The 16992-nt window shown below is 69.0% G+C and carries 16 protein-coding genes; 5 read left to right on the top strand and 11 right to left on the bottom strand.

What is annotated here, in order from left to right:
* Window positions 1-98: 98 nt before the first annotated feature.
* Window positions 99-1682 carry a multicopper oxidase family protein gene (locus DB31_RS11080; protein ID WP_052419869.1) on the top strand — a complete coding sequence of 528 codons (1584 nt, stop codon included), beginning with the start codon at window positions 99-101 and terminating at the stop codon, window positions 1680-1682.
* Here the strand turns inward: DB31_RS11080 and DB31_RS11075 are convergent.
* The 7 genes from DB31_RS11075 to DB31_RS11045 form a co-directional block, all read right to left on the bottom strand.
* Window positions 1676-2500, bottom strand: a complete 825-nt coding sequence (locus tag DB31_RS11075; RefSeq protein WP_052419868.1) for a nucleotidyl transferase AbiEii/AbiGii toxin family protein — start codon at window positions 2498-2500, stop codon at window positions 1676-1678. The genes DB31_RS11080 and DB31_RS11075 overlap by 7 nt on opposite strands.
* The gene (locus DB31_RS47830; RefSeq protein WP_169787031.1) at window positions 2497-3690 is read right to left on the bottom strand and encodes a non-canonical purine NTP pyrophosphatase; all 1194 of its coding nucleotides are present in this window, start codon (window positions 3688-3690) and stop codon (window positions 2497-2499) included. Before DB31_RS47830 ends, DB31_RS11075 begins: the two co-directional genes overlap by 4 nt.
* 17 nt (window positions 3691-3707) lie before the next feature.
* On the bottom strand, window positions 3708-4448 hold the full coding sequence (locus DB31_RS11065) for an RNA ligase family protein (RefSeq protein WP_044186005.1): 741 nt from the start codon (window positions 4446-4448) through the stop codon (window positions 3708-3710).
* Between the two features lie 15 nt (window positions 4449-4463).
* Window positions 4464-5558, bottom strand: coding sequence for a WD40/YVTN/BNR-like repeat-containing protein (locus DB31_RS11060; protein WP_044186004.1), 1095 nt, complete (start codon window positions 5556-5558; stop codon window positions 4464-4466).
* A 2-nt stretch (window positions 5559-5560) separates the two neighbouring features.
* Window positions 5561-5830 carry a MoaD/ThiS family protein gene (locus DB31_RS11055; protein ID WP_044186003.1) on the bottom strand — a complete coding sequence of 90 codons (270 nt, stop codon included), beginning with the start codon at window positions 5828-5830 and terminating at the stop codon, window positions 5561-5563.
* 149 nt (window positions 5831-5979) lie between these two features.
* Window positions 5980-7977, bottom strand: a complete 1998-nt coding sequence (locus DB31_RS11050) for an elongation factor G (protein ID WP_044186002.1) — start codon at window positions 7975-7977, stop codon at window positions 5980-5982.
* Window positions 7978-8116: 139 nt separating this feature from the next.
* Complete coding sequence (locus tag DB31_RS11045; RefSeq protein ID WP_044186001.1) at window positions 8117-8593, bottom strand: hemerythrin domain-containing protein; 477 nt, start codon at window positions 8591-8593, stop codon at window positions 8117-8119.
* A gap of 166 nt (window positions 8594-8759) precedes the next feature.
* Between DB31_RS11045 and DB31_RS11040 the strand changes: the two genes are divergently transcribed.
* Both DB31_RS11040 and DB31_RS11035 read left to right on the top strand, forming a co-directional pair.
* Window positions 8760-9038, top strand: a complete 279-nt coding sequence (locus DB31_RS11040) for a hypothetical protein (protein WP_157231916.1) — start codon at window positions 8760-8762, stop codon at window positions 9036-9038.
* Window positions 9038-9880 (top strand): sterol desaturase family protein, encoded by an 843-nt coding sequence (locus tag DB31_RS11035; protein WP_063769204.1) that lies wholly within the window; start codon window positions 9038-9040, stop codon window positions 9878-9880. Before DB31_RS11040 ends, DB31_RS11035 begins: the two co-directional genes overlap by 1 nt.
* Here DB31_RS11035 and DB31_RS11030 read toward each other — a convergent pair.
* The gene (locus DB31_RS11030) at window positions 9785-10675 is read right to left on the bottom strand and encodes a GspE/PulE/PilB domain-containing protein (protein WP_420806679.1); all 891 of its coding nucleotides are present in this window, start codon (window positions 10673-10675) and stop codon (window positions 9785-9787) included. The genes DB31_RS11035 and DB31_RS11030 overlap by 96 nt on opposite strands.
* A gap of 133 nt (window positions 10676-10808) precedes the next feature.
* Here DB31_RS11030 and DB31_RS11025 point away from each other — a divergent pair, with 133 nt between their 5' ends.
* A complete protein-coding gene (locus tag DB31_RS11025) occupies window positions 10809-12512 on the top strand; it encodes an FAD-dependent monooxygenase (protein ID WP_044185998.1) in 1704 nt (567 codons plus the stop codon).
* On the opposite strand, the gene DB31_RS11020 is transcribed toward DB31_RS11025, so the two are convergent.
* On the bottom strand, window positions 12448-13203 hold the full coding sequence (locus tag DB31_RS11020) for a class I SAM-dependent methyltransferase (protein ID WP_240486628.1): 756 nt from the start codon (window positions 13201-13203) through the stop codon (window positions 12448-12450). The genes DB31_RS11025 and DB31_RS11020 overlap by 65 nt on opposite strands.
* A gap of 143 nt (window positions 13204-13346) precedes the next feature.
* On the opposite strand from DB31_RS11020, the gene DB31_RS11015 reads away from it, so the two are divergent.
* Window positions 13347-14747, top strand: coding sequence for a sigma 54-interacting transcriptional regulator (locus DB31_RS11015; RefSeq protein WP_044185996.1), 1401 nt, complete (start codon window positions 13347-13349; stop codon window positions 14745-14747).
* 32 nt (window positions 14748-14779) lie between these two features.
* Here the strand turns inward: DB31_RS11015 and DB31_RS11010 are convergent, their stop codons facing one another.
* Window positions 14780-15616: a hypothetical protein gene (locus DB31_RS11010; RefSeq protein WP_044185994.1), complete on the bottom strand. Its 837-nt coding sequence runs from the start codon at window positions 15614-15616 to the stop codon at window positions 14780-14782.
* 50 nt (window positions 15617-15666) lie between these two features.
* Complete coding sequence (locus DB31_RS11005) at window positions 15667-16905, bottom strand: J domain-containing protein (RefSeq protein WP_044185992.1); 1239 nt, start codon at window positions 16903-16905, stop codon at window positions 15667-15669.
* Window positions 16906-16992 lie beyond the last annotated feature (87 nt).

Raw genomic sequence — 16992 nt, 5'->3', positions numbered from 1 at the left:
ACTCCTTCCGGAACACGTAGGTCACATGGAGCAGGGACTCACTCTGCTCCTGTTGAGGGCGGGTCACCGTGGCCTGTCCCGAGCTCAGGAGCAGAACCATGGCCTATGAAGCAGCGACCCCGGGCGAAGTCGTCGAGCGGAACCAACGGTTCCTGAAGCATGACCGTCATGATGAGGACGCGCATGAGGAGGCGCATCAGCGCGGTGGCAAGCGCCAGCGCTCTCCTCGCGATCTCTTCATCCACCTGAAACTCCGGTATGCCACGCACCGGATCTGCCGGAGCGTTCAGGACGGAGGGTGCACCGCCTGGGACCAGGTCAAGCTGCGCTCCTACAACGGCAAGCTGCACGGCCCGCTCATCGAGGCCATTCCCGGGGACACGCTCAACATCACCCTGGAGAACCAGCTCCCTCCCGAGCCGCCGCCCCTCGATGGCATGGAGCACCCGAGCACCGAGCCTCACGGCTTCAACACCACGAATCTTCACTTCCACGGACTGCACGTGTCGCCCTCGGGGAACGCGGACAACGTGATGCTGGCCCTGACTCCAGGCCATCGATTCGAGTACGAGGTGAAGATCCCCCTGGACCATCCCGCGGGCACCTACTGGTACCACGCGCACAAGCATGGCTCAGCGACGCTCCAGCTTGCCAGCGGCATGGCCGGCCCACTGATCATCCGAGGCGACATCGACAGGGTGCCCGCCATCCGCGCCGCCAAGGAACGGATCATCCTCTTCCAGCAGATCCCTTATGAGCTGATGGATGATCCCACGATGCCGGGGCACCAGGCCTTCATGGTGGAGAACTATGACCAGCTCAGGAATGGACTGTGGCCGACCCAGGGGCGGCGCTTCACGCTGAATGGAGAAGTCGAGCCCACCTACACGCTGTTCCCTGGTGAGGTGCAGCGCTGGCGGTTCATCCACGGCGGCCTTCGGGAGATGCTCAAGCTCCGGCTGGTTCGTCGCCAGGGGAATCAGGAGTTCCCCCTGACGCAGTTCCAGATCGCGCATGACGGCATCACCACCGGCCGGATCGACGCGGTGACGGAGACGGAGATGCATCCCGGCTACCGCGTGGACGTGATGGTGCGTGCGGCGGAGGTGAATGGGACTCCGCTGCCGCCGGGGACATACTTCCTCGTGGACGAGAACATGCCAGCTCCCGCACCGGGGCACACCCTGGCTCGGGTGGTGGTGGCGAAGGGCAAGCTGAAGAGGATGCGCCTCCCCACGGCTCAGGAGTTGGCGCCGCTCGCTCCGTTCAAGCCCATCCAGGACGCTGAGATCACCGGGCAGCAGCAGGTCGTCTTCAGCATCGACCTCTCGGTGACGCCGCCGCGGTTCCTGATCAATGGCAAGGAATTCGATCCCCACGCGGTGCGCAAGCTGATGCTGGACGCGGTGGAGGAGTGGAGCGTGACGTCCCAGAACTTCAACCATCCCTTCCACATCCACGTGAATCCGTTCCAGCTGACGACCGAGGACGGGAAGATCCTCTGGAAGGACACGGTGATTGTTCGCAGCGGGCAGACCGTCAAGCTGCGCACTCGCTACGTTCGCTACCTCGGCCAGTTCATGATGCACTGCCACATCGCCGAGCATGGGGACCTGGGAATGGCCGAAGTGCTCGAGGTCGTGCCGCACACTCAGTCCCACGGCCACACCGGAGATCACTGAGGAGGAGGGTGGACAGGGGGTGGGCGTGCGGCCGGTGGAAGCTCACGGGCCGCTGCCACCACCGGACCGAGCACCGCCGCGACCGAGGCCACCACTTCGGCGAGCTGCTCCGGGCGCCCCTCCGGCAGGCTCTGCCTGAAGCGTGCCCACTTCTCCATGCTCCAGGGGCTCCGGCCGAACTCGCCCGAGATGAGCCGCGAGGTGAGATCGAGCGAGTCACCCCGCGAGTCGAACGCGAGCCGGAGTGCCCGGGGCAGCAGCGCTGGAGCGAGCGGCGAGTGCTTCGCCAGCAGGTAGACGTCGAAGAGATCCTTTGGGCGGAAGCGGCCCTTGCCCCGCTCGAAGAGGCCGTGGACCTTCCATGCGAACAGAGTTTCCGGCCGACAGGCGAGGACCCGGGCCGGGGGCCCTTCCTCCAAGGCTGGCTCTATCCAGGTCGGGGGCGGATCCATCGGATCGCCGAAGCCCGTGTCGATCCGCAGCTCGAAAGGCGCTTCGCCTCCGGGCTGCGTCACATCCACGAAGGCTCGTACGCCGGGGAAGTTCGTCTCCGCCCAGATCACCTCGGAGCGGAGCGTGCCGAAGCGGAGCCCATCGCCCGCCTCGACGTGGCAGACGGACTCCAGCCTTGCGGCGGTCGCCGCCGGGTCGAAGGGGAAGAGAGCCAGGAAGTCGATGTCCTCCACCGGCCGAGGTACCGGACCGGACCACAGGCGCATCATCATCCCGCCCCGCAGGACGAGCTGCTCCGCCTCGGGCGAGTGAGAGAGGCGCCGCAAGAGCCCCGTGGCCGCCCGGAGGACGGGTGGGGGGCTCATGACCGCACCTCGCCCCAGCCTCGATCGAGTGCGTGGTTCGAGTCGTACACCGTGTACTCGCGCAGCGGGTAGGAGAGGGGCAGGCCCGTCTCTGCCAGATCCCGCAGCACCGCCGAGAAGCGTGCCTCCGCGTTCGCCCGGCCCAGTCCTTTCACTCGCAACGTGACGAAGCGCTCGGCGCCCCCATCCGCCCGCACTTTGCGCGCGTTCCGCGACAGGTGCGCACCGTACCGCTCGCACCGCGCCCGCAGTGCCTCCACGTCCGCCCCCTCCGCGGGCAGCGTCACCTTGACGTGGAACTCGAAGTAGTTCGCGGGCTGGGCCCGGGCTGTTGCGTCATCGCTCGGAATGTCCTTGTTGGCGCCCAGCGCCTCGATCTTCAGGCGGGTCACGTCGAAGCCCTCCACCGCCAGCGCGCGTGCGAAGGCCTGTACCTCCTCCTGCGCCTGCTTCAGCGGACCGTGGTGGTAGGAGGCAGTCATGGGCTGGAAGCGCGCCTCGCCTTGGCCCAGCTCGATGAAGATGCACTTCACCCCCGCCGCGCCGCAGAAAGCACGGAAGCGCTGGAACTCGTCCTCCGAGCGCGCCGCGATCGTCACGTGCGCCTCGTAGGCCCCGCCCGCCGATTGCTCCCGGAGTCGATCCGCCAGCTCGAGGTACGGCCTGTGGCGCATGTTGAGGAAGAACTTGTGCTGCGCCATCTCTCCGAGCGTGCGCTCGTACCCATCCGGCAGCCAGGCGCGATCCCAGCCGTAGCCGCCCTCGCCCCGAGGCTCCGTGAGCAGCGTGCCCGCCATGGAGCCCTCGAAGAGGGCCACGTGACCCGGATGGCCATTCTCCGAGAACGCCACGGCCACCCGCGCACGGCCCCGGTTGCCGCCATGGGTGTCCAGGAACGCGCGCTCGCCTTGCGCGAGCCACTGTTTCTTGAAGCGGGCTCCCGTGAGTGTGACCCCGCTGTCCAACTCGAGCGCCGTGGTCTCCACGAAGCATGGCGCGCCGAGTACTTGGTACGCCGCCAGCACCTTGCGCTTCGCTAGGGCACCCAGGTCGATGGGGCCTTGCGCGTCGTCTGCGGGCTCGTGCCCCGGGAGGGCGAGCTTGCGCCAGACCACGTCGATGCCCGAGAGCAGCCGAGCGACTTCCTCGGCTTTGTACTGGTTGCCTGTGACGAAGAACGCGCGTGGCATGGAGCTCTCCTCGCGGCTCATGACGGCTCCGGGCGCCAGTTCCAGACGGCGGGCAGGTGGGTGTTTTCGGGCAATAGGCTGCCGTCCACCTTGTCCGGCCGCACGTACTTGGCGAGGAAGTCCACGCGCTCGGCACCCTCGATGCGCCGCTCCACGCGCCAGACGGCTCCTTCGACGGCATCGATCGCCCCATGGAAGCCGCCACCCTGGAGGCGCGCCATCACCGCGTCGATGCTCAGCGGCCCACCCTCGTGGATGAGGCCCGGGGTGACGAAGCCCCCAACGCTCACCCGGGCTCGCACCTCATGCCAGGGGCGTCGCTCGTTGCCGTTCAGGAGGTCGAAGGCGACGAAGGGCTCGTGACGCAGCGCATAGCGGGTCCCATGCGCCAGGGCCAGCCACTCGCCCACGAGGCGCTCGCCGGGCTGGAGGGTGGCGAGGAAGCGCTTCGAGTGTTGCGCAACCCAGGCCGCCCAGAGCCGCCGGGCCTCGTTGGGGGAGTGCGCGGCGAGGCGGCCCTCTCGGCCCAGCGCCACGATCGCGTCCCCCAGGCGCGCGGCGGCCACACAGGAGCCGTCCAGCTTCTCGAGCACCACCACGTGATCGTGGGCATCGCGCGGACGCTCGGTGCAGATGCGCGCGTGGGTGGGCGAGAGGTGCCGATCCGCCGGGCCCGTGCGCGAGCCCGGCAGGTGGGGGATGGAGCCGTAGGCCTTGCCTCCGAGCGGGCGGAACTCCGGATCAGGACGGGCGTTCACCCGCTCAAGGCTAGCTCAGGCGAAGCGCACCGCGTAGATGGGGGGAAGGTGCGCGGAGATGTGCGTCCACGAGTCCCCCTGGTTCTCGGAGACCCAGAGCGAGCCCGTGGTGCTGCCAAACGCGAGCCGGTCTCCCGTGGCGTCCACGTCGAGCGCATGGCGCAGGGTGAGATCGTACGCGTGCTCCTGGGGCAGGCCCTCGCGCAGCACCTCCCAGGTCTTGCCCGCATCGCGCGTGCGGGAGACGACGACGCGGCCATCGACGGGGACGCGGTGCTCGTCCTTGATGGCGGGGACTCGCCAGGCGGTGTCCGGCTCCGTAGGGTGGACCGCAATGGCGAACCCGAAGACGCTCGGGGCGCTCTCGTGGATGGTGTGCCACCGGTTGCCGCCATCATCGGAGCGGAAGACGCCGTTGTGGTGCTGCACCCAGAGGCGATCCGGGTGTGAGGGGCTGCGCGCGACCATGTGCGGATCCTGAATGGAGGGATCCTCGCGCCGCTCGGGAGGCATGTACTCGGCGAACATTCCCTGGCTGGCGACCTCCCACTTCTCGCCGCGATCGCGGGTGCGCCAGACACCGCCACACGAGACACCGACGAGGAGCTCGTTTGGGTTCTTCGGGTGGGGGCAGATGGAGTGGATGCCCGGCAGATCCGCGCCACCGCCGAACCACTGCTTGCGCTGCGGGTGCTCCCAGAGGCCGCGCACCAGCTCCCACGAGCGGCCACGATCATTCGAGCGGAAGAGTCCTCCGCCGATCGTGCCGACCCAGAGCGTGTCCTCCACGGCCTCGAAGGCCCAGATCTGCTCGACGCGCCAGGGCCACGGCTTGCCATCCGGCAGGGTGTCCACGACGCCCTCGGGAATCGTCGGGAAGGCCGGGGCCGCCAGCTCTTCCCAGCGCTGGCCTCCGTCGGTGGAGGCTCGCAGCTTCACGCCGAAGTGGCCCAGGAACAGTGCAGCGTAGAGGGTGCCATCCGCGGGGTTCTTGCCCATCAGCGAGACGGAGTCCCCGAGGAACGAGGTGTTGACGATGTGCCAGCGGCCCTGCGTGCGGCGGAGCTCGAAGAGCCCCTTGCGTGTGGCGGCGAAGATGCGGTCGGACATGGTTACCCCCCTGAGAGTGCCTGCATGACGTAGAGCTCGGCGGACTCGCTGATGGGATCCTGTTGGGCCGCGCGATCGCGGATCTGGCCGCCGTTGACGAAGATGACGACGTGCTGGCGCATCGCCCCCTGTTCATCGAGCACGTAGCCCCGTGCCTGAGGATGGCGGGCGAAGTACTGCTCGAGGGCCTCGCGCACGGTCTTCCCCGTTACCATCTCGGAGGGGCAGGACACATGGCGCTGGATGCTGGAGGTAAAGGTGACGCGTGGCACGGCGGCGCAACCTAGCATCCAGGTTCCAGCCGGTCATCCCTGGGCGCTCCCTGGATCGTCGGCGGTATTGGAATGTGGCAGGTGCCGCCTGAGCTACAGCTGGTCGACCGAGAGGAGCACTTCGGGATCGAAGGCCGCGCGCACGCGGCTCATGGCTCCGCCACGGGCTGGTGGCTCACCACGCGCTCCGCCTGACGGCCCATCAGCTCGGAGTAGTGGTCGTGCCGCGCCACGAAGGTGCCCAAGCCGGCCGATGCCGAGCGCAACTCCACGATGAGCCCCTTCAGCTCCGCCTGCGGCAGGTAGGCCGTGAGGATGTCCCAGCCCGGCAGATCCAGGTTCGCATCGAAGCCCAGCAGTTGGCCTCGTCGGCCGGTGATGAGCCGCTGGGCCCGAGGTATCGCGTCTCGCGGCACGTGGAGCTCCACGTGGAGGATGGGCTCCAGAAGCACCGGCTCCAGCCTCGGCAGGATCTCCGCCATGGCCAGGCGCGCGGCCGTGCGGAAGGCCTGATCGGAGCTGTCCACCGAGTGGTAGGTGCCTCCCATCAAGGTGACGGCCACGTCCACCACGGGGAAGCCCAGTGGTCCTCGGTGTAGCCCCTGGAACACGCCCTCTTCGACGGCGGGGATGTACTGCCGGGGCACCGCACCGCCCACCACTGCCGAGGTGAAGTTGAAGCCCTGTCCGCGCGGCAGGGGCCGCACCCCCACCACCACGTCACCGAACTGGCCATGGCCCCCCGACTGGCGCTTGTAGCGCGCGTGGTGCCCGCCGTGCCGCCGGATGGTCTCCCGGTAGGGAATGGGCACGGGGTGCATCACCACCGGCACCCGCAGGTGTGCGCCCAGCCGCTCGATCGCCTCTCGCACGTGCAGCTCGCCCTGGCCTCCGAGCAGCAACTGCTGCGTGTCGGGATCCTGGTCCACGGAGAGCGAGGGATCTTCCTCCACCAGCCGGGCCAGCGCGCCAGGCAGCTTCACGTCGTCTGTGCGCTTCTGCGCGGTGATCGCCACCTGGTGCACGGGCGGGGACGCTGCGGGCCAGCCGGTGATGCGGCGGACCTCGTCCTGCTCCACTCGCTCTCCCGTTCGCGCCGCGTCCAGCCGGCCGATGATCGCCACCTCTCCCTCGTGGGCCGTGCGGACCGCCTCCTGCCGCGCTCCATGTGGCTGGAACACGCCGCTCACGCGTCCTCCGCCGAGGGTGCCCCCATCCGTCACCGTGCCTCGCCAGATGCGAGCCAGTGACTGCTTGCCCACGTGAGGCAGATGGCGCGTCTTGAAGGGCTGCACCAGGGGGCCCCCCTGGGTGGAGATCCCCAGGCGCGTGCGCGTCTCCTCGACGGCGGGCACTTCGTGGCGCAGGCCTTTCAGCAGCCGCAACAGGCCCAGCCCTCGCTCGGCCGACCCGATGAAGACGGGCACCAGCCGGTCCTCTCGCAGCGCCCGCGCCAACTGCTCGTAGAGGACTCCCGGCGGAGGCACGACGTCCTCGATGAGTTGCTCCAGCAGCGCGTCATCCTGATCCGCCAGCCGCTCGAGCATCTGCCGCCGCGCGGCCTCCTCCAAGGGCCGGTCCGTCTCCGGCAGGGGGATGAGCGCGGCCTCCCGCTCGCCCGTCATGCCCCAGGCCCGCTCGCTCACGAGATCCACCACGCCCACCATGCGCTCCCCCTCGCGCAAGGGGATCTCTCGCAGCACCAGCGGGCGCGAGGAGACGGCTTGCAGCGAGTCGAGCAGTCCGCGCACCGACGCGCCGCTCTGATCCAGCGCGTTGAGGAAGAGCAGGTGGGGAATGTGGCGCGTATCGAGGAAGTGAAACAGCGGCGACAGGGCGGCCGCGCGATCCGGGCCGGTATCGCACACCACCAGCGCCGCGTCGCAGACCATCAGCGCGTGACGGGCTTCCAGCGAGAACTCAGGAGCCCCTGGGCAGTCAATGAACGTCCAGCGCTCCCCCAGGAAGTCCGTGGTGGCCGCCGCCAGCTCCATCGTCATCGTACGCCCGCTCGCCGTGCCATTGCCTCCGGTGGCTCGCAGGGGACCGGCTCCAGTGACTCGCAGCAGCGACTCCAGCAAGGTCGTCTTGCCTGCTCCCTGAGGACCGACGAGAGCGACGACACGCGGCGAGGCGGGATGCTTCATAGAGAGAGCTCCTGCGGGCGGCAGAGTGTGCTCGCGCGGGAAAGGTGGAGCACGTGCACGCACTTGAGAAGCAGGAGCGGACGGACAGCCGAGGGTCCTCCTTCACGTCTCCCCGAGGACCCTCGCGCCCGTGCCACCGTTACGGCATCACCGTGCTGCCCTCGTACTCAGCCATCTTGAGCAGCTCCTGCTGGGACATCTCGTCCATGGTGCGCTGCATCTCCATGGCCACGGTGCCAAGGTCCCCCTCCGAGGCCACGCTCGTCAGCCGCGGGAAGAGCACGTTCTCCTCCTCCTTCACGTGCTCCTGCACGCTCTTCATGAGCTTCATCGTGTCCTGCATCAGGCGCGGATCGTGGCGCTTCATTTGAAGGATGTCCGCGATGAGCTGCTTGACCTCGGCGTGCTCCTGGAGTGAGCGGTCCACCATGTCCTGGATGCCCATGCGCATGCAGAACGGATAGAAGTGCCGCTCCTCGATGGTCGCGTGGAGCGTCAGCTTCTCGGAGACCTGTCCCAGGAGGGTGATTCGCTCGTCGGCGTCCGCCTTCTGGATGCGGTCGAACAGCTCGTCCACTTCCTGGTGCTGCTGCTTCAACATTGCGATCGCGTCCATGAGGAGCGGCTCCTTGCAAGTCTCAGGGTTCGAGCCAACGGTCCTCACGCGGGAAGTTCCCGGCAAGCCATCTGCCCGCCCGGATGGGGGGCTTGGTGCTCCAGGGGAGAAGCATGAGAGACTGGAGAGGCAGCGAGGCACCAGGCCTCCAGGGAGTCAGCACGGAATGGGCAGGACTTTGGGAATGGGCATCCTCCGGATGCTCGCGTTGGTGGGCTTCGCGGCCATCGTCATCCTCTTCGTGCTCACGGCAGGCGCCTCCTTCATGCCAGGAACGAAGATCGGGCCCATGTTCGGCGCCACGCCCGAGGCGCTCGCGGGGCTTGGGGATCCGCCCGACGCCGGGACGGCGCCCGACGCGGGGACTCTGGCGGCCCAGCCTGCTGAGCAGGGGAGCGCGGCTCCAGGGCAGGCCCAGTCGCTTCCGGAACAACAGGGGCGGTGATGCGGCAGCTCCTGCTGGGCACGGCGTTCTCCTTCGGGATGCTCGCCCTGGCTTTCTGGCCGCTGGAGCGCGCGTTCCCCGCGCGTGCCGGACAGCGCCTCTTTCGCTCGGCCTGGGGTGTGGATCTCCTCTTCTTTCTGGGGCAGTACCTGCTGTGGGGACCGCTCGTGGTGCTCGGGCTCGCGTCCCTCCAGGAGTTTTTCCGCCCGGAAGCTCTGGCGTGGCTGCGCGACGCGGTGAGCCTCCAGCCCACGTGGCTCCAGGTGGTGGAGACAGTGGTGCTTGCGGATCTCGGCGTGTACTGGTGGCATCGCCTGTGTCACCAGGTGGACTGGCTCTGGCGCTTCCATGCCGTGCACCACTCGGCGGAGCACCTGGACTGGCTGGCCGCGCACCGCGAGCACCCGCTGGATGGGCTCACCACCCAGCTCGTGTGCAACCTGCCTGCCTTCCTGCTGGGCATCCCGCTCGGGCCACTGGCCATGGTGGTGGCCTTCCGCAGCATCTGGGGCGCCTTCATCCACTCCAACGCACGGCTGCCACTCGGCCCGCTGGGCTTCCTCTTCGGCGCGCCCGAGCTGCACCACTGGCACCACGCCCGCGTGGAGCAGACGCGGCACAACTTCGCCAACCTCGCTCCTTATATGGACTGGATCTTCGGCACGTATCACCGTCCGGAAGGAGAGGAGCGCTGGGCGCTCGGGCTTACCGAGCCGTTCCCGCGCGGGTACCTCGGACAGCTGCTCTCACCCCTCCGTGCCCTTGTGCTCCCCGTCCGAGGCACCCATCCCGCCGCGCCGGCCACTGGGCGGGGGGAGCCGCAGGCGGCGGACCACGCGTAGCAGCATCTCCTCATCCATCGGGTTGACCAGGAAGCCCTTGGCGCCGAGTTGGTGGGCGCGCTCAAAGCCCTCGTCCTCCGAGCTGCTGAGGACGATCAGCGAGGCGGGGATCTGGAGCTCTCCCATGAGCAGCCCTTCCATGGCTTGCACGGGCGCGATCACCAGATCCGTGGCATGGGTGTGCAGTACCTCCAGCGGGGTCGCCGCCTTGCCCTCGTAGCCGTGGCGGTTGAGCATCCGGGAGAGGAGCACCGCGGTCACCGGGTTCCAGCCGTAGAGCAACACCGGGGCGTCGGGGTCGGGCTCGGAGTCGTACTCGGGCGCAGGCGGCTCGAAGGACTCGCGGATGCCATAGAGCTCCGTGAGCGCGCGAGCCAGGGCCCTCTCCGAGGCGAGGTGAGGCTCCACTCGGGGCTTGCCCGAGGCCGCGCGCACGTCATCGAGTGCCTCGATGGAGGCGGGGGCCGGCAGGGCGACGTGCAGGACCACCTTGTCCTGTTTCTCCAAGCGGAGCGGGATGACGCGGTGCTGCCGGGCGATGCGGGCGGGGATGAGCTTGGCCAGCTTGCGGTCCAGCGGCTCCCGGTCCAGCTCCACGGTGGGGAGGCCCAGCTGCTCGGAGAGGGCTTGGAGCACGTCGGACTCCGAGCAGACGCGCTCGCGGATGAGCGCCCGGCCGAGGGGGACTCGGGCCTCGTGGTGGTGCACGAGCCCCAGGCGGAGCTGGCCACGGCTGACCAGCCCCCGCTCCAGGAGGATCTCGCCCAGCATGCGCCTCGTGCCGGTCTCCATCATGGGCTTCAGATGGCACCTGCCGGACGTCGCGACGACGGGCGCCCGGGAAAGCCCTTGCTTGATCGCCCGCTCTGGAGGCTTTCCTGAGAGACTGGTGAAGGCCCGCTGGGCGGGTCTGCGAGGAGGAGCAGCCATGGCGGACGTGGATGTGCTGATCGCGGGGGCAGGACCCACGGGGCTGACGCTGGCGGTGTGTCTGGAGCGCTACGGCATCCGGGCCCGCGTGGTGGATCGGCTGGAGGGGCCCTCGCCCCTGTCGCGAGCGCTGGCGGTGCAGGCGCGCACACTCGAGGTGTTCGACGATCTGGGATTCGCGGAGGCGGCGCTGGCGCGGGGCATGCGCGTGGAGGGCACGAACCTGGTGGCTCGGAACGGGCGGCAGGCGCACCTGCGCTTGGGAGGCTTCGCCGGGCTGGAGTCCCACTATCCGTTCATCCTCATTCTCCCGCAGGACGCCACCGAGGCACTGCTCACGGAGCAGCTCACGGCGAGAGGCGGGCGGGTGGAGTGGGGCGTGGAGGTCGAGGGACACAAGGATGCGGAGGGGGCGGTAGAGGTCTCCCTGCGGCACACGGACGGGAGACAGGAGACGGTGCGGGCGCGCTGGCTGGTGGGGTGTGATGGCGCGCGCAGTCAGGTGCGCAAGGCCGCGGGCATTCCCTTCGAGGGCGAGACGTACGAAGACGTCTGCATGCTGGGCGATGTCCGGGTGAACTGGTCCCTGAAGCCGGGCGAGATTCACCTGATGCCCTCGCGACGTGGCGTGATGGCGGCGTTTCCGATGCCTGGGGGCGAGTCCCGCTTCCGGGTGGTCACCATCATCCCTCGCGATATGGCGCCGCCCGGAGAGATGCCTACCCCCACGCTGGAGCAGCTCCAGGAGGTGGTGTCCCAACTGGCACCCGTTCCGGCCCAGCTGAGTGAGCCGCGATGGACGAGTGGTTACCGGCTGCACCGCCGGGGCGTGTCTCGTTACCGGCAGGGGCGGGTGTTGCTGGCGGGCGACGCGGCGCACATCCACAGCCCAGCGGGAGGGCAGGGCATGAATACGGGCATCCAAGATGCCTACAACCTCGCGTGGAAGCTGGCCTTCGTCCTCCAGGGCCGGGCGGCCGAGTCGCTCGTGGATACGTACGGTGCGGAGCGCGAGCCCGTGGGCCGCAAGTTGCTGGAGGGGACGGATCGGCTCTTCGGGTTCGCGGCGGCCAAGGGGCCCGTGGCGAGGTTCGCGCGCCAGTACCTGGTCCCGCTCGTGGCGGCTCCCATCCTGTCGCAGGCCATGCTTCAGCGCCGGCTGGTGCGGTTCGTCTCCCAGCTCTACCTCCACTATCTCCGCAGTCCGCTCTCCACGGAGACGGTGCGAGGCGAGGATGGCCCCAGCGCGCCGATCGCACGAGGTCCTGCGCCCGGTGAGCGGGTGCCGGAGCTACCGATCGAAGGAGAGGGGATCTCTCGGTTGCACGAGGCGCTTCGAGGCCCCTCTCATGTGCTCCTGCTCTTCCAGGGGCTGGACGCACCGGCTCCCTTCGAAGAACTGCTCGCGTTGGCACGTTCGCTGGAGTCCACCTACGCCGGGTGGCTGCGCGTGTTCGTGGTGACCCCGGAACCTCAGAAGCGAGGTCCTGGCGTGTTGGTGGACGCTCAGCGGCAGGCTCATCTGCGCTTCGGGGCGGGAACGCCGTGCGCCTATCTGGTGCGCCCGGACAAGTACGTGGGCTGCCGCCTCCGGCCCGTGGAGTCCTCCCAGCTGCACGACGAGCTGCGAAGACGGCTCACGGGGGCGACAGAGGCTCCGGCCGGTACTCATGAATCCACACCTTCTCGATACCCCAGGTGAAGAGCACCCAGTGCCGGGAGAGGGGCACGAAGCCCTTGCCCTCGATTGGGTGGGTCACCGTGAGGAAGCGCGTCCCGGGTTGGCAGGTGCGGAACCGCTCGATCAAGCGCGCCTGGGTCTCGGGGGTCAGGGCCAGCCAGTTGGTGAAGATGTGGGTCGCGTCTCCGAGGTCCTCGCGGGTCATGTCTCCCACCGTGAGCGTGATGCCTGCGGCCTTCAGCCGGGGAGCCACCCGCGTCACGTGGTCCCCGAGCAGCTCCACGCCCCGCGCTTCAGCCCCCAGCCAGCTCGCGGCGATGAGCACTCGCCCGCGTCCCGCGCCCAGATCCACCAACCGGCTCCCTCGGCCGACTCCCGCCTTCTTGAAGAGGTAGAGCGCGGACACCAGCGGCGTCTCACCATAGATGAGCTCGCGGAAGCGCTGGCCGGTGGTCTTCAGCGCCCGGACCACCTCGAAGGTGCGCCGCGCGCGATACGGGGTGTGGAGGATCTCCGCCCACCAGATCCCCAGGTACGCGGGCAGAAGCCGGGGCCGGAGCAGCAGCAACAGCAGGTCCGTGAGCCGCGTGAAGATGGCGAAGACCACCACTTGCAACCGCAGGGCGACCATCTCGAAGAACGAGAGATCGAACTCCTTCAGATCGTCTTCATCGCGCTTGGCATCCGGTGAGGGCGGGAGGGGCTCCGTCATGGTCGGGTGTCCAACAAGTGCGGCGGCCTTGGTGCGGCCATGGCTGACCGTACACCCGGACCGGCAGTCACTCCAGGCATCACGGATGGGCACCCACACACAGCCCCACGCAGGCCGCCAGGAGAGTGCTATGGTCCCCGGCCGTGGCCCCCCACGAAGACGATGACGAGCAGGACTCCGAGCAGTTCGAGACTGCCAGCATTCCGGTCGAGCGGAAGGGCCCGGTGCGGGTCAAGCTCGTCTTCCTGTCGGGTCCGGACGCGGGGAAGAGCCACGCCCTCGGGGCCGGGCGCTACCTGCTTGGGACGGCGTCCGGGTGTGACTACGTCCTGAAGGATCGCGCTGTCTCCCGGCAGCACCTCTCCCTGGAGGTGAAGGAGAGCGGGGTGCTGGCGCGGGACCTGGGCTCGCGCAACGGCTCGTTCTGCGAGGGCATGCGCTTCACCGAGCTGGAGGTCCGCCCCGGCGCCGTGCTCAAGCTGGGCACCACCGAGCTGAAGATTGTTCCAGAGGACTCGCGCGAGCGCGTCATCCTGCCCTCCACCCGCACGAGCTTCGGCTCGCTGGTGGGCGCCAGCCGGAAGATGCGCGAGGTGTTCGCGGTCCTGGAGCGGCTGGGCTCCGGAGATGCGGATGTGCTCATCCAGGGCGAGACGGGCACCGGCAAGGAGGGCTGCGCCGAAGGCATCCACACGGCGAGCAAGCGCCACAAGGGCCCCTTCATCATCGTGGACCTGGCGGGCATTGCCCCCTCGCTGATCGAGTCCGAGCTGTTCGGCCACGTGAAGGGCGCCTTCACAGGCGCTCAGTCGGACCGGGCCGGGGCCTTCGAGCGCGCCGAGGGCGGCACCGTCTTCCTGGACGAGGTGGGCGAGCTGCCCATGGACATCCAGCCCCGGCTGCTGCGCGTGCTGGAGCGGCGGCAGGTGAAGCGGGTGGGGGCCAACGACTACCGCACGGTGGACATGCGGGTGGTGGCGGCCACGCACGTGGACCTGGAGGCGGCGGTGAAGGTGGGGAAGTTCCGCGAGGACCTGTTCCACCGGCTCGCGGTGCTGCGGGTGACGTTGCCGCCGCTGCGCGAGCGCCTGGAGGACATCACGCTGCTGGTGGACACGGTGCTGACGCGGATGGGGCGGCCCCCGAGCGCGCTGTCCGAGCAGACGCGGGCGCTGCTGGCGCAGTACCCCTGGCCGGGCAACGTGCGTGAGCTGCGCAACGTGGTGGAGCGCGTGGTGAACATGGGGGAGGAGGGCCTGCCGGACATCGCTTCTCCCTCGGCGCCGGGGAGCAAGGACAAGCCACGCGTGGCCGTCCCTGTCACCGCGGCCGCCGCTGCTGCCGCGGCCGCGCCGGAGCTGGATCTGCCCTTCAAGGAGGCCAAGGAGCGGCTCATCGAAGGGTTCGAGCGCGACTACCTCAAGAGCCTCCTGGAGCGGTGCGAGGGCAACGTCTCGCGAGCTTCACGTGAAGCGGGCATCGACCGCGTCTACCTTCGCAAGCTGCTGAAGAAGCACGGGCTCCACGATCCCGACGGCCCATGAGCCGAGCGCGCTTCTCCTGCGTCAATGATGGACTACTGGGGACGCGCCTCGCGAGGGGCCCGTCTGACCACGAACAGGATCGCCCCGATCGCTCCTAGCACGATGACGGCGAGCACAGCCTTGTGGCGCAGGATCTGCAGCAGCGTGGCGATCCAGAGCGGTGTTCCCTGCGCGAGCTTGATCGCGGGCGAGGGTGCTGACAGGTTGCCCGCGGTGTCCACGCTTCGCAGCGTCACCCGTGTCCCTCGGGCCTTGTCGATGTCGAAGTTGTAGAAGCACGTGGTGTGCCCGATGAAGTCCTTGCCGGGAGGCAACAGCGCCAGGATGCGCTCGGGGTCGTTCTCGGGGACCACGACGGTGGCCAGCTTCCCGGCGGGGACTCGGTCATCGGAGGCCCCCTCGGTGCTGACGGTGTAGCCCTCCTCCTCGGACTCGCAGCTGCTCCACCGGTTGACGATGCCGTGCTCGTAGTCGACGTCCACTGAGCTGGGAGGGCGGGGTGGCTGGGTGTCGGGCTCTCCCTGGACCTCGAAGACCGCCGCGGGCTCCGGCCTGTAGCCTGAGCCCTTCGTGAGCTTGGGATCCACCTCCAGCGTGTACCGCTTCCCGTTCTCGAGCGGGGTGCTCGGGCTGATCCGCAGGATGTCGTCGCCGACCTCCACCACCTGCAAGGGCACCCTCTCGTCACCGGGGTTCTCCCGGAGCACCCACTGCCGGTAGTGGCCCTTCGCCGCGTAGAAGGTGACGTTGGGGGGGAGGGTGCCTTCCTTGGGGAAGACCTGCCCTCCCGGCGCGCAGCTGCACGCCCAGGCAGAGGAAGGCAGTACGCACGCGAGAACCAAGGCCACTGCGAGGACGAAGCGCCACATGGGGCCTATCTCATCCGAAGTCTGCCTTCACTGCGAGTGGAGGGGCGGGATTAATGGGAGCCGGAGCCCGCGCGTTGCCGGAGCTCGCTCCACGCATGGTTGAGCCGGCGGGTCTCCTCCGCCGCCAACGCCTGGAGCTTGGGCCCCAGCTGCGCCACCTTGTCCGGGTGGTACTGGGTGATGAGCTGGAGGTAGGCCCGCTTCACCTCGGCGAGGGGCGTGCCCGGAGCCACGCCGAGCACCTCCCAGGGACTGCTGGCGGGCGCCGCTCTCGCCGTAGGGGGCTCCTCAGCAGCCTTCGGCTCCTCAGCGGCCTCTGGCTCTTCGTCGGCCTCCGGCTCCTCAGGTGCCTCCGGCTCTGGCTCCGCCGGGGCTTCTTCCTCCACGGGAGAGGCCCCGAGCTCCTCCGCGCACGGCGTGCAGAGCAACAGCTCCCGAGCGCTGGCGGTGCTGCCCCTCGCTCCAGGCTGTCCGGCGCGTGGCTCGGGCAGGGTGTAGTCGCCGAAGCACGCGTCACAGACGATCCGCTGACAGTGCTCGCAGCGCGCGGCGCCCTCTGCCTGCTCGAGCAAGGCGCCGCACGTGAAGCAGTCCTCGGGCAGCGGGGCCTCCTCGCCGCAGGACACGCAGAAGGCCCAGGTGGGATCGAGCCGGGCCTCGCACGCTACGCACGTGGGGGCATCCGCCTCTTCGGAGGGTTGCCAGCGCTGGGCCGTGGCGCACCACGGGCAGAACGGCATGAGCCACGCCACGCGGCCCTCGCACTTGCGCGAGCTGCAATCGAAGGCGAGCACATAGCCCTCGGCGGTGTCGCTGGGCGCGTTGTCCTCCTCGAAGGACTCGCCGCAGGCCCAGCAGGCGTTGAAGTCGGGGTGCGAGGGCGCACCGCACGCGTCGCACTCGGGGTTGCCGTGCTCGGCCTCCCAGTTCAGCTCGGCGCCGCAGGTGGGGCAGCACTGCATCCATTTCACGGCCCGCTCGTGGCCGCAGGCCGCCTGGGCCGCTCGCCTGCGCCGGCCTGGGGGCTCGGGGAAGGGCGGGCGCTGTCCGCGAGCCTCGAATGCGTCCCAGACACAGCTGCGGCAGGCCTGGCCTCGGGAGGAGCGAGGCGCGGGGTGGCCCTCGAGAGCCCGGCGGCGGAAGAGCGCCTCGACCGCCGGTGTGCCCGCCTGTAGGCACGTCTGACAGACGGCGTCACCACAGATGTCGCACGAGCCCGCGATACGGCGGCCGCCCAGGCCCATGAGGGCCGGCTTCAGCGGTTCCAGGCAGCACGGGCACGCAGACATGCTCTCCCTACCAGCCCTCGAAACCCAGCGGGGCAGGGGTGGGAGGATACCAGCGTGGGAAATCCTGGCGACTTCCCGGACACGGGC

Source organism: Hyalangium minutum, assembly GCF_000737315.1.
Lineage (GTDB): Bacteria > Myxococcota > Myxococcia > Myxococcales > Myxococcaceae > Hyalangium > Hyalangium minutum.
This window is presented reverse-complemented; position numbering and strand designations above follow the sequence as displayed.

What these genes read in the sequence shown, in the direction of transcription:
- DB31_RS11040 (WP_157231916.1), top strand. Translation starts at nt 8,760, where the DNA reads ATGGGCAGGACTTTGGGAATGGGCATCCTCCGGATGCTCGCGTTGGTG.
- DB31_RS11030 (WP_420806679.1), bottom strand. Translation starts at nt 10,675, where the DNA reads ATGATGGAGACCGGCACGAGGCGCATGCTGGGCGAGATCCTCCTGGAG.
- DB31_RS11050 (WP_044186002.1), bottom strand. Translation starts at nt 7,977, where the DNA reads ATGAAGCATCCCGCCTCGCCGCGTGTCGTCGCTCTCGTCGGTCCTCAG.
- DB31_RS11080 (WP_052419869.1), top strand. Translation starts at nt 99, where the DNA reads ATGGCCTATGAAGCAGCGACCCCGGGCGAAGTCGTCGAGCGGAACCAA.
- DB31_RS11035 (WP_063769204.1), top strand. Translation starts at nt 9,038, where the DNA reads ATGCGGCAGCTCCTGCTGGGCACGGCGTTCTCCTTCGGGATGCTCGCC.
- DB31_RS11005 (WP_044185992.1), bottom strand. Translation starts at nt 16,905, where the DNA reads ATGTCTGCGTGCCCGTGCTGCCTGGAACCGCTGAAGCCGGCCCTCATG.
- DB31_RS11045 (WP_044186001.1), bottom strand. Translation starts at nt 8,593, where the DNA reads ATGGACGCGATCGCAATGTTGAAGCAGCAGCACCAGGAAGTGGACGAG.
- DB31_RS11020 (WP_240486628.1), bottom strand. Translation starts at nt 13,203, where the DNA reads ATGACGGAGCCCCTCCCGCCCTCACCGGATGCCAAGCGCGATGAAGAC.
- DB31_RS11025 (WP_044185998.1), top strand. Translation starts at nt 10,809, where the DNA reads ATGGCGGACGTGGATGTGCTGATCGCGGGGGCAGGACCCACGGGGCTG.
- DB31_RS11075 (WP_052419868.1), bottom strand. Translation starts at nt 2,500, where the DNA reads ATGAGCCCCCCACCCGTCCTCCGGGCGGCCACGGGGCTCTTGCGGCGC.
- DB31_RS47830 (WP_169787031.1), bottom strand. Translation starts at nt 3,690, where the DNA reads ATGCCACGCGCGTTCTTCGTCACAGGCAACCAGTACAAAGCCGAGGAA.
- DB31_RS11010 (WP_044185994.1), bottom strand. Translation starts at nt 15,616, where the DNA reads ATGTGGCGCTTCGTCCTCGCAGTGGCCTTGGTTCTCGCGTGCGTACTG.
- DB31_RS11060 (WP_044186004.1), bottom strand. Translation starts at nt 5,558, where the DNA reads ATGTCCGACCGCATCTTCGCCGCCACACGCAAGGGGCTCTTCGAGCTC.